Origin of the sequence: Lysinibacillus macroides (genome assembly GCF_001281525.1) — a bacterium.
GTDB classification, from domain to species: Bacteria; Bacillota; Bacilli; order Bacillales_A; family Planococcaceae; genus Lysinibacillus; species Lysinibacillus macroides.
In genome coordinates this window covers 729,879-741,889 of sequence record NZ_LGCI01000010.1, presented here as the reverse complement: position 1 = coordinate 741,889, position 12,011 = coordinate 729,879, and the positions used below count along the sequence as shown (strand labels likewise).

The following is a 12,011-nucleotide window of genomic DNA, read 5'->3' as shown; positions in this document are numbered from 1 at the left end:
AATTTCTATTGAATATATTATGCTCACAAAGGCTCCATTTTAAGTGAAATAAACTTGGTATATTGCTTTTAGCAATGAGTGAAGGGATGATAAGCAATTGACACGAAAGTTACGTGTACTTGTATGTGGTACAAGGTTTGGTCAATTTTATTTAGAAGCTATTAAAAACGCCCAGCACTTTGAACTAGCTGGCATTCTGGCACAAGGAAGTCAAAGATCACAGCTATGTGCTAGCGTGTATGAAACTGACTTATATACAGATATAGAAAATATACCTAAAGATATTGATATTGCTTGTATTGTTGTGCCTACTAGTATTATGGGTGGCTCTGGTACAGAGCTAGCTATTGAGTTAATGAAGAGAGGCATTCATGTCTTAGTCGAGCAGCCAGTCCATTATCAAAACTTAATAGAGTGCTACCGTATTGCGAGACAATACCGTGTAAAGTTTGTTGTAGGTGATTTATATGTAAATTTACCTTATGTAAGGAAGTTTATTGATATTGCCAAAAAAATTATGGAAAAAGAGGAGTTAATATATCTTAATGTGGATATGGCAACTCAAGTTTCGTTTCCTTTAGCCCATATATTAACAAAATTATTTGGCAATCTACAGCCCTGGAGTATTAAAGATCACATTTCAGGCAATACGCCGTTTCAAATGCTTTCCCTCATAATAAAAGGTGTTCCGACAACGATTCGAGCACAAAATCAGGTAGAGGTAGCTGTTTCTGATAGCTATATGCATTTAATGCATCAAATAACAGTAGGATTCGATAGTGGTAAACTAACTTTGTTTGATACCAATGGACCAGTTGTGTGGACACCTAGAATGCAAATGCCTGATACTACTTTGATTCCAAAAGATTTGATACAGGAGATGTCATATTCATTAACAACGCCAGTGAATGAAATGTTTGAGCCAAACAGCAGCTTAACCTATAAAGAGATTTTAACAACAATTTGGCCATCCACTATCTTAAAAGATCTTAAAAGGTTAGGAAACTTGATTATCAATAATAGTCAATCAAGTGCGATGATGAGAGAAGGGCAATATATTATCCAAGCAGCACAACTGTGGAGTGATATTACAAGTTCACTAGGATACCCTAATGACTACAAAAGAAAGGCACAACCGTTTTTAAATATTGGGGATGTAAAAGCACAACTCCATAAAGAAATATCTATTGAAGCTCGCTATGAGCAATTAACAGTGGATAGCGTTAAACAAGCTGTAGCGAAATTTAATGAGGTATGTTTAAAAACTATTTTATTAGAATTTCAGAAAAAAAATATTTTAACTGTAAAAGGGAAAGTCTACTCAGTGGACGATATTCAGCATTCAATTCAAGTAGCTGAAAATTTAAAATTTATCCCTCAGAGATGGCTAATTGCACTTGCAAATCATGGCTATATTATTAGTGCTAATGCTGGCTACATGTTGAATTATCCAGTTCTAACTACTGATGAGGTCAAACAGGATTGGATAGAGCTTAAATCACTTTGGGCAGATCAATTAGTACCAGAAAAAGTAATGGACTATTTTTATAGCCATGCACAAATACTAGATGGTTTATTAAGCGGACAGCAGTCTGTTGTGCAGCTTCTATTTCAATATGGTGAGATGGACATCGCAACAGCATTGTACAAGGAAACGATAATTGCCCATTATCTTAATCATGAAGTAGCCAATACTGTCTCAGCACACATTGCTATGAAAGACCATGTGCATGTATTGGAAATTGGTGCTGGAACAGGCGCTACCTCTACCGTGGTTATTGATCATATTCTCAAGCAGCAACTGCAGAAAAATATAAAGTGCTATTTATTTAGTGATATTTCTAATTATTTTATTAATGAAGCTAAAAAAACATTTCAAAACATAAACTGGCTGGACTATATGAAATTAGATATAGAAAATGATACGGATATCGCTTCTATTGAGAATGATTCTCAAGATATTATTGTAGCAGCAGGGGTTTTAAATAATGTAAAAAATACGCGGGAAGTCTTATCAAGGCTTAAATTACTATTAAAAAATGATGGTATCGTCCTTATAACAGAAGCGGATGGAGAAGCATTGCAAATGTTAATTTCACAAGTATTTATGATGAAGCCTGCTAGTGACATAAGAAAAGAAACATCATCTACTTTTTTAACTACCTCTCAATGGTTGGAAATATTTAATGAGGTAGGATTAGAATGTATATCTATTCAACCAGATAAGGCACATAAGCTCTATCCATTAGGGCAACGATTATTTGCGCTAGAAAAAAGGAGGGTGCTGTAATGGATATGAAGATTTGGTTTCCATTCTCATGTAATCACCAAGCTGATGTCAACTTATTTTGCTTTCATCATGCTGGTGGATCAGCCTCTAATTATAGGGAATGGATATCAGGATATAGGCATTTAAATATATATAGTGTAGAACTACCAGGCAAAGGAACCAGGAGAATGGAAGAACCGATTTTAAACATTGCTGCATTAGGTGCAAAAGTAGCGCAGGCCATTGAAAGTATTTCAAAAGACAAGAAGGTCGTATTATTTGGCCATAGCATGGGGGCTGCCATTGCATTTGAAGTAGCTCACTATCTTGAAAATTATACAGATGTACAGCTTCAACTATTGGTAGCTGCAAGTCGCCAAGCTCCACATTGTAAAGGCAAGGATAAATATCATTCAACGATGGCAGATCATTATTTAATACAGGAATTACATCGCTTGGGTGGTACACCACAATGCCTATTAAACAATCAAGAGTTTCTTAACTTTGTCATACCTTCTATAAAAAATGATTATATCTTGCATGAGTCTTTTTCCTATACGGGACAGAAGCTGAATATCCCCGTTATTGCTCATTATGGTGATGAAGATCCTGACCTTGCAGATACAGATATGTCGTGTTGGAGGGAAGTTACGAATAATAGCTTTTCATTTGAAAATTTTCAAGGCAGTCACTTTTATTTGTACGAATTAGGAGATATGTATGTAAAGGTGATAGAGGATACGATCCTCCATTATAGCGTTAGTACACCATGACAAGCTTCAATCAATCTATGAATGTCTATTTATACAAGATAAGTGATGCCGATAATAAGTATTCTGATTTGTTTAAACGCTATATTCTATTGAAGGAAACTGGATTACAAGATATTCAATTTGAATATGGTCCATATGGAAAGCCATATGTAAATAGCTCAGGCTATACGAATCTTCACTTTAATATATCTCATTCTGGCGATTATTTTGTAGGTGCAGTCTCTTTAGATTGCTTTATCGGTATTGATATTGAACAAATAAAACCAGTTGAGTTTGATTGTATCGAATATTTTATGAGTGAACAAGAGATCATACAGTTTCATGGGTTTCCATTAAAGGAAGATAAGCTAGATTATTTTTATACCATTTGGACTTTAAAAGAAGCTTATTCCAAAATGATAGGTATGGGATTAAATATGAATCTAACAAAAGTAAACTTCTTACTCGAAAATCAGCAATTTCAATCAATTTTAGGCGATGTATTTTGTCATTCCATGATCGTTGATAATAATTACCGTTTGTCGCTCATTAGTAGTAAAAAAAAGAACATACGTGTAGTGAATATCACAGAAAATCTATTAATAAAAGAAGCAGATAAGTGAGTTGAAAACGATGATGAAAACAAAACTTTCTGAAATCCTTCAGAATTTTCAAAAACAGGATACCCTATTTAAAACACCTGAACAACTATTATTATGTAAAGGAAGCTGCAAAAGGTTTAGGATAGAATACAACGACCCTTCAAAGTTCAAAGATGAAATGATAAAACTTCAGCAACAATATAAGACACAAATAATGATTGCAGCAATTCCATTTGATGGACGTACAAAGGCAACCATTATTGTACCAGAAAAACTTGAGCGTTATGATAAGTGTCGCTTGATTATGGACTTGCAAGTAACCACTCATCCCTTAATGATAGAACAGAGTCAGACTATCCCTGATAAAGAGCAATTTAGTGAGATGGTTCGAAAGGCAATCAATTTTATTAATGATCAGCATTTTAATAAGGTAGTTTTAGCTAGAACATTAAACTTCCACTTGAAGGACAATCCGCCAATATCTTCATGGTTAACAAATTTACTATATAAAAATAATCAGGGCTATATTTTTTCAATGGGTACAGATGATTGCCAAACACTTATTGGAGCAAGTCCCGAGTTACTTGTAAAAAAGGATGGAGCTATGGTAACGATTAATCCCTTAGCTGGTTCACGAAAACAAACTTTTAATAAGATAAAGGATGCTTATTTAGAGAAAGAACTACTTAACTCTGATAAGGATTTGTATGAACATAAAATTGTTGTGGACTATATGTGTGAGAAATTGCACCCTTATTTAAGCGATATAGAGTTTAATCAAAGACCTGAGATTCTTTATACAGATACAATGATCCATTTATCCACAGTTATTAAAGGGAAGCTGACAAATAATACGATGGATGCATTGGATTTAGCTCAATTGTTACATCCCACCCCAGCAATATGCGGGGAACCGCAAAAGCAATCCTTACATTTTATACAGGAAATAGAGCCATTTAACAGAGGCTTTTATACAGGGTTAGTTGGCTATATGGATAGTAATGGCGATGGGGAATGGGTAATCACTATTCGTTGTGCAGCAATAGAGGATAAAAAGGTTACATTGTTTGCAGGGGCTGGAATAGTGAACAACTCAGTGCCAAATAGTGAATACAACGAGATCTCTGCGAAATTAACAACAATGTTAGATGCAATGGAATTAAAAGAATAATTGAAATACTATTGAATAAAGATAATTCCTACATCTCCAATGCCAGCGTTGTGATAGTGAATGTATTCAATGAATAGCACATCAAGTATTAACTTTACAAAGAAATATGCGTTGATTAGTTATATATTAAAAATGTCCGAAATATTGATCTCTCAATATTTCGGATGTTTTTTAATTTCAGGAAAATTATAAACTTTTATTTGAACTTTAATATAGTAAGATGATGATAAATTTCTATGAAAGTGGAGGGGCTGGTCAAGGAAGGTATATATAAAACATTTTTTAATGCGCTTGCTGGAAGGTTAAGTAGTCTAAATTTGTTTGTGTTTGCTCTCAAATCTTTTGGGGATATGTGGGAATAAAGAATACAAAATTAAAAAGCACGAGAAATAACTTTAGTGATATGTACTATCATCAATATTTTCTCTATTTCCATAAATAAAAGGTATACAAATTACAAGCACGACACTAAACATCAATATCCATATATTCACTTTTTTGTGTTTCACAATAGCTCTCCTTCTGTAGTGAATCCTAATAATGGCTACTTATTGATAGTGAAATGATAACAAAAGATAAATGCCCTAGGATCATATTTTTACCAATTACATTTTATAACCTCTCCCAAAAAAAAAAACCTAATTTAACCAATCTCTAGTCATTTGATTAAGAGGTTTCCCCAATATATAAATAAAAAACATTGTATAAATGATGTTTTTGATGTAAAATTATCCATATTTGGATAGGTTGCTTTCATCCAATAAATAACAACAAGGATGGCTTAGCGTGTGATGGATAGTTTTAAAGGGATATTAGATAAAGTTTACACGGGTAAGCAGATGGGGGTAGCTGATAAATGAGAACAATAATAAGGGTAGTGCTAGCGGTCTTAGTTATTTTTGCAGGCTTTTCAAGTACCTTTACAGCAAACGCAATGGAAGGTAGTGTGGATGCAAATGACATGATGTCCACTGTCGAGGTTTTGTCCTCCTATCCACGAGGACATGATAATGAAGAAAAGGAGCTTGCAAGGCAATTCATTATAGACACATTTGAACAATATGGTCTTACGGTGACAACGCAGGCGTTTGAAGCAGAACATTTCAATTGGGATTTAGCTGAAAAAGGGGAAGAGCCTTTCACCAAATATTCAGCAACCAATATTATTGGAACGATTTCGCCGAATACAGCGGTAAAAACAAATGATATTCTGATTATTGGTGCGCACTATGATAGTATCAGAAATATACCAGCAGCCAATGACAATGCTTCTGGTGTTGCAGTTATGCTTGAGCTTGTGCGTTTATTACATAATGTACCTACTGATACGGAAATACGTTTTATCGCCTTTGACGCAGAAGAGGACGGCTTGCTTGGCTCGATGCATTATGTGGATCAGTTAGGGGCCGATAGTGATAGAGTGATTGGGATGCTCAATTTCGATATGCTAGCGGCAAAAAAAGAGCAGAATGTGAAAATTTATTCGGCTGATGGGGAAGCAAGTTTTTTATCTGATTTACTAAAGAGCAATGACAATTATAAAAATATTCAAGTTGTTGAGTATAACAGTGGTGGGACAAGTGACCATGCTGCTTTTGCTCCAAAGCTTATTCCAAATTTATTCTTTTCCCACCCAGCTGTACATGGGGAGTATCATAATGAGAATGACACGATAGAACATGTCAGCCCTGATATGCTTGTGTATGCGGCAGATGCGGGTCAGGTGATTGCTAGGGAAATTATGAGCGATCAAACGCCGTCCTATCAGGCCATATCACGACCTATCTTTGATCATACGGTATATCCAATCTCTAGTACGATAAGAATACCGCATAGCTCGAAAAAAGAGATAGAGGAAGCAACGGGTATCCGATTCAGTCAAGTTCCATCTGAAGATCGCAACACGAAGTATCAGGCAAGGGTACAAATGTTTAATATCTCGGAACCACTTACATTAACTGCAACGAGTCAGTGGGGATGGCTTAGTTCACTCACTATAGATTTCCAACAAACAGGTATTTCATTTGAAGAATTAGGCGCGATTTTAGATAAGGAGTTTGGTAAGTCTGTCAACGAGAGATGGCATAATATTTACGGAAATTCCTATCGTATTGAGTATGATGAGCAGGAAAATATTTTTACATTGTATATAGAGCCTTATTATGATGAGGTAGAGGAAGGCTATACGCTTATCAACGGTGAGCTTGTTCGTATGGAATCATCGTATGGAGCTGATCAAACGCGTATTTTCAAAAAAGACGGTGAGATTATTAAAGAGGAAATCCCTAATAAGCCCTCTGCTACATTGCCTGTGACAGATCATGCAAAGCAGGCATGGGAGAAGGTAAAGTCACAGCTTTCAGTCAAAGAACTAACAGAAATTAGCTTTATTCAGATTGGCTCAGATGGGATAGGTGGCGATCTAACAATTGGGATGCAAAATAATATTGACGACGATGAGGCGACAGAGGTTATAGTTGGAGAGGAAGATTTGCAGGAGGGGAGCGAGTATGGTTTATACAAGACCATAAAGGGTGTACATCTTTATCTTGACTATATTGATCTCACAAATCCGCTAGGAAAAAGTTATACTGACAAGGATATGCAAGCCAATATGACGATGGCAAGAGCAATGAAAGCTCAGCTATTCCCATATGAGCTTCGCAAAAATTATTATGGGGGTATTAAAAGAGCTGATTTTTCTATGCTTATCGCTAGACTTCTTTTCCAGAAAACAGATTGGGAGCCAGATATGATGGAGCCTACGCCATTTGAGGATACATCAGATGAGTATATCGTTGCCATAAATAAGCTTGGCATTATAGAGGGTAAGAGTGATACGCTATTTGCTCCAAATGAAACGATTACCCGCGAGGAGGCTGCGGTAATTCTTTATAATATCTATAAATATTTAGATTTAAAGGATATCTCAGGGGACGGCAATCCTCTGATTTATCAGGATGACAGTGATATCTCCGCTTGGGCAAAAGACAGTGTCTATGCTATGCAACTTGCAGAGATTATGGCTGGTACGGAACAAGGCCTATTTTTACCAAAGAACAATTATACATTGGAGCAAGCAATTATTTCGATGTTAAAATTGTATGAAAAGGAATAAGCACAATAAAACAGATAATGGGGCAGCTACATGTTAGTGTTTAGCTGTCCTATTTTAATGATGTTGCAAAGAAAGGAAGTAGCCTTATGCAAAAACAATTTGAAAATCTAACAGAATTTTTAGATATATAGCTACTATATGAACATGGATACAAAGTTCATATTTATTAGGCGCTTTGCAGCCCGATTATGAGCGATTGGATAAGGTGATTTGTCCTTATGGTAAACACCTATTATTATGGTTATTTTTGATAAATTACAGAGATGTAGTTGAAAAATGCTATTTAATGGAATAAGGGGTAGGCAGGAATGACTGTCTTTTGTATAGTATGGCAGTAATTTGCTTATGCAGCAGGAGAAAAGTTTTACATTAACAGGAAATTGTAGCATATTCAATGGCTTTAGTTGCCTCTAATAGGGAGGAACTTCCTAAATATAGGTCAATATACGACAAGAGTTGATCAGCCAAACATTTATAAATACTTTTGTACAAGCCTAGTGTTCCTTAACCTACCGCGTTTGAGGTTATGAATATGTATGACAAAAAGCAAGCAGAGGAAGCAAAAACAACGCGCAGCATTTATGGATATAGTGACTGGGGGGATAGAAGCATAAAATATAATGAAAGCGTTTGCAAAATAAATATAAATAAGTTATTATTCTGTTAATTCTGAAAATTGGTAAGGGGGCAATCAGTATGAATGTAAGTACAGCATTATGGCTGAATGCATTAAGACATCCAGATAAGCTCGCTGTTATTTATGGGGAAAGAACGTATTCTTATCAGACATTAAATGAGGAAGTAAATCGTGTCGCCAATGGGCTAATTGAACAAGGTTATAGAAAAGGCGAAAAAATTGGGCTTTTTATGAAGAATTCCGATTACTTTATCATTGCGTTTTATGGGATTGTACGGGCTGGTTGTGTAGGTCCCTATTAATTTTCGATTAACGGCAATAGAAACAGAGTATATTTTAACACAGTCTGAGACAGTATGTGTATTTTGTGATGAGGAATTAGAGTCGGTTGTGGAGGATGTAAATAAGAAACTTTCAACGCCACTTACAGCTGTAAGTGTTCCCACTTCGGCAAGTAAAAATAATGAAGAGTGGGCTACGTTTTTATCTACCAATCGAGAGCAGCCAGCAGTGCATGTTTCCATATTAGATGATGCGGAGATTTTATATACTTCTGGTACAACAGGCTATCCTAAAGGGGCTTTGTTTACACATCAAGCCATTATCAATGTAGGTATAGCATTTTTGCAAATTAGCCAATTCAATCCCCAAGATGTAACAATTTGTATGGCACCGATGTTCCACTCTGCACAGTTAAATTTAATTAATAATACAGCGATTACAGTAGGAATGACGTGTATAGTTCATCGAGATTTCAACCCTGTGCAAACATTAGTAGATATTGAGAAATATAAAGCAACAACATTATTTGGTGTACCTGCTATGTATAATGCCATGTTGAATGTGCCAAATGATAGCTATGATTTATCATCTATAAGAGCTTGCTTCTATGGTGCAGCCCCGATGGCTCCTAAGCTTGTACACGATGCGATTACCTTATTTGGTACAGATCAATTTTATAATTTATGTGGATTAACAGAGGCAGGACCTGGTGGTGTTTATTTATTGCCAACCGAGCATGAGGAGAAGGTGGGAGCTGGGGGTAGGGCAATGCCACTAACGGTTGCAAGGGTTGTTAATGATGAGATGGAGGACGTTGTGCCTGGTGAAATCGGAGAGTTTGTGTTAAAAGGGGAAACGATTATGAAGGAATATTATCGTAAGCCAGAGGAAACGCAAAAAACATTCCGAGATGGCTGGCTCTTGACAGGGGATTTAGCAACAATTGATGCGGATGGCTATATTACGATTGTGGATCGTAAGAAGGATATGATTATTTCAGGTGGGGAAAATGTTTATTCAGTGGAAGTAGAGCAAATTTTGAATAGTTATCCTGATATATTAGAGGCAGCAACAATTGGTTTACCTGATGAAAAATGGGGAGAAACGGTGGCAGCTATTATTGTTACAAAGCTTGGGCAAAGCGTTAATGAGGCAGCATTAATTGCTTTTTGTCGTGAGCGTCTTGCAGGCTATAAAATTCCGCGTCAATTCCATTATGTCGATGCTCTGCCACGGAACACATCCGGAAAAATTTTGAAATATCAATTGCGTGATAAATTTACGGTGAAGGTATAGCGTAAATTGCGGATAATGATTGCTAACGCATCCAGCACTTGAAAAATAAAATAAGTATAGGAGATAATTTGTACATTATTGGCTTGTACAAGTTATCTCTTTTTTATTTAGCGAAATTTCGGCAAACACTGTATTTATAGGGGGGCAACGATAGGTTGCGCCTTGATGCACCTATAACTATCTTTACTTTTTTTATTCACTCTCCGCATAATGAATAGTAAGAAAGGGCGATGAACAACATGATTTTTAGCGAACGATTAAAACAAGAAAGAGAGAAAAGAGGCTGGTCACAAACGGAGCTTGCTGAAAAAATTCAAGTTAGTCGTCAGGCAGTTTCAAAATGGGAAACAGGCAAGAACTATCCTAGTATTGAAGTCATTATTGATTTAAGCGATTTATTTGGCATTACGATCGATGAATTATTAAGGAGTGATGAAGAATTGAAGGCGAAGGTTATTCAAGATAGTAAACAGTTAGCCTATCCAAAATGGAAGGTATTTTTTGATAGTGTATTTTTATTAGGGGCTTTAATGCTAGTCGTTAAGTTAGGCATTCTTGCGTTAAATCATTTTGCAGGGACAAATATTACGATTTTAGAGGGATTACCAAAAGCTGTGCCTAATTTTTTGCCATTAGCTTTGATGCTAATTGGGGGCATTGCTTCAGATCAGTTGAAAAATAAATATGTGGATTAATTATAGAGAGGCTACTTCTAAATTTTAAGAAGCAGCCTCTTTAAATTATTTAGTTGGTTCTGGTAGTAAGTCCTTGCCGTTCAGTGTTAGTTTAGAGGCAGAGATAAGAATAGCTCTATTTGCTTCGTAATAAGGTTCTAAGATATTATAAAATGCTGTCCATTTTTCATCAGCTTTTTCATCTTCACCACTTCGACTAAGAGCAATTGCTTCTTCATAATATTGCTGTAGCTTTACGTAATCGTCTTCACGAATATCAAATTCCATATCAGCTATATATTCTTCAAAAGGAACAGGCTTTATATGGGCATTCAGAGTTTGATAGAATTGCTCCCATAGCTTTGTGGATAATTCCTCGTTCTTAGCTGTATCTGCTTTTAGCGCTTCTTCATAGATAGCTTTCAAATTTGCAAGCTCTTCTTCTGGTACCTCTATTTCGATATCAGTCATATATTCCTCAAATGTGAGCGGCGGGTATAGTTCATCGAAATACGGCGCAAGAATTGTATAGAAGGTATCCAGAGTTTCACTTGCTTCTTCTGTTTTATCTTCTTTTGTAAGCTTAATGTATTCCTCATAAAGCGTTTCAAGCTGCTTTCGATCCTGTTCTTTGATAACAACATTTTTTTCAGTAAATTCAGCCTCGTTAATAAATTCTTCAAAAGACTCGGGCTCCCAATTTGCTAGCTCGTAAGGTCTTACGATGCGATCTATTTGTTCCCAGGATTTTTCCATCTCTTCATAATTATCTTCTTTAGCTGCTTTTTTCAGATCATGAAAGAATTTCTCTAGCTGTACTAACTCTTCGGCTGTTACGCCCTCAGGTAAGGTCTTTTTATATACATCGAATGTAAGAAAGTCTAAATAATCGTCCACGATGCTACCCTCAACCGTAATTTCCTGACCTTCTGCTAATGGCCATTGCTTAATTTGCTTGTCAGAGAATTTGTATAGACCGATAAAATAATTTTTGCCATCTGTTCCCTTCAACATAATGCTTTCTTCATCAAAATATTGAATCGTTCCTGTAATGGTTTGTTCTAATTGTATAACGGTATTATTTGTTGTTTCTACGGGTGCTGCACCAACGTAAAGGGGTGTTAAAACAGTCATTCCTAGTGTAAGTGCTGAAGCGGCTATCCATGTTTTTGTAAATGGCTTTTTCATTGTCATCAATTCTCCTTTTAGA

The 12,011-nt window shown here is 35.9% G+C and carries 9 protein-coding genes; 8 read left to right on the top strand and 1 reads right to left on the bottom strand.

Annotated features, from left to right (window positions below; all coding sequences use genetic code 11):
* The first annotated feature begins 97 nt into the window (after nt 1-97).
* The 8 genes from ADM90_RS18375 (at nt 98) to ADM90_RS18345 (ending at nt 10,822) form a co-directional block, all read left to right on the top strand.
* A complete protein-coding gene (locus ADM90_RS18375) occupies nt 98-2,290 on the top strand; it encodes a bifunctional Gfo/Idh/MocA family oxidoreductase/class I SAM-dependent methyltransferase (protein ID WP_053996363.1) in 2,193 nt (730 codons plus the stop codon).
* Nucleotides 2,290-3,042 carry a thioesterase II family protein gene (locus ADM90_RS18370; protein ID WP_053996362.1) on the top strand — a complete coding sequence of 251 codons (753 nt, stop codon included), beginning with the start codon at nt 2,290-2,292 and terminating at the stop codon, nt 3,040-3,042. The genes ADM90_RS18375 and ADM90_RS18370 overlap by 1 nt, the downstream gene beginning before the upstream one ends.
* Entirely contained in the window at nt 3,039-3,644 is a 606-nt protein-coding gene (locus ADM90_RS18365) for a 4'-phosphopantetheinyl transferase family protein (RefSeq protein WP_053996361.1), read from the top strand. Before ADM90_RS18370 ends, ADM90_RS18365 begins: the two co-directional genes overlap by 4 nt.
* A gap of 10 nt (nt 3,645-3,654) precedes the next feature.
* Nucleotides 3,655-4,794 carry an isochorismate synthase gene (locus ADM90_RS18360; protein ID WP_152928046.1) on the top strand — a complete coding sequence of 380 codons (1,140 nt, stop codon included), beginning with the start codon at nt 3,655-3,657 and terminating at the stop codon, nt 4,792-4,794.
* Between the two features lie 856 nt (nt 4,795-5,650).
* Nucleotides 5,651-7,912, top strand: coding sequence for a M28 family peptidase (locus tag ADM90_RS18355; RefSeq protein WP_053996359.1), 2,262 nt, complete (start codon nt 5,651-5,653; stop codon nt 7,910-7,912).
* Nucleotides 7,913-8,608: 696 nt separating this feature from the next.
* Entirely contained in the window at nt 8,609-8,851 is a 243-nt protein-coding gene (locus ADM90_RS25460; protein WP_327037035.1) for an AMP-binding protein, read from the top strand.
* Entirely contained in the window at nt 8,847-10,127 is a 1,281-nt protein-coding gene (locus ADM90_RS18350; RefSeq protein WP_327037045.1) for a class I adenylate-forming enzyme family protein, read from the top strand. The genes ADM90_RS25460 and ADM90_RS18350 overlap by 5 nt, the downstream gene beginning before the upstream one ends.
* Nucleotides 10,128-10,366: 239 nt before the next feature.
* Nucleotides 10,367-10,822 carry a helix-turn-helix domain-containing protein gene (locus tag ADM90_RS18345; protein ID WP_053996358.1) on the top strand — a complete coding sequence of 152 codons (456 nt, stop codon included), beginning with the start codon at nt 10,367-10,369 and terminating at the stop codon, nt 10,820-10,822.
* 45 nt (nt 10,823-10,867) lie between these two features.
* Here ADM90_RS18345 and ADM90_RS18340 read toward each other — a convergent pair whose 3' ends face one another.
* Nucleotides 10,868-11,989: a hypothetical protein gene (locus tag ADM90_RS18340; RefSeq protein WP_053996357.1), complete on the bottom strand. Its 1,122-nt coding sequence runs from the start codon at nt 11,987-11,989 to the stop codon at nt 10,868-10,870.
* Nucleotides 11,990-12,011: the final 22 nt, after the last annotated feature.

What these genes read in the sequence shown, in the direction of transcription:
- ADM90_RS18345 (WP_053996358.1), top strand. Translation starts at nt 10,367, where the DNA reads ATGATTTTTAGCGAACGATTAAAACAAGAAAGAGAGAAAAGAGGCTGG.
- ADM90_RS25460 (WP_327037035.1), top strand. Translation starts at nt 8,609, where the DNA reads ATGAATGTAAGTACAGCATTATGGCTGAATGCATTAAGACATCCAGAT.
- ADM90_RS18360 (WP_152928046.1), top strand. Translation starts at nt 3,655, where the DNA reads ATGATGAAAACAAAACTTTCTGAAATCCTTCAGAATTTTCAAAAACAG.
- ADM90_RS18340 (WP_053996357.1), bottom strand. Translation starts at nt 11,989, where the DNA reads ATGAAAAAGCCATTTACAAAAACATGGATAGCCGCTTCAGCACTTACA.
- ADM90_RS18370 (WP_053996362.1), top strand. Translation starts at nt 2,290, where the DNA reads ATGGATATGAAGATTTGGTTTCCATTCTCATGTAATCACCAAGCTGAT.
- ADM90_RS18355 (WP_053996359.1), top strand. Translation starts at nt 5,651, where the DNA reads ATGAGAACAATAATAAGGGTAGTGCTAGCGGTCTTAGTTATTTTTGCA.
- ADM90_RS18365 (WP_053996361.1), top strand. Translation starts at nt 3,039, where the DNA reads ATGACAAGCTTCAATCAATCTATGAATGTCTATTTATACAAGATAAGT.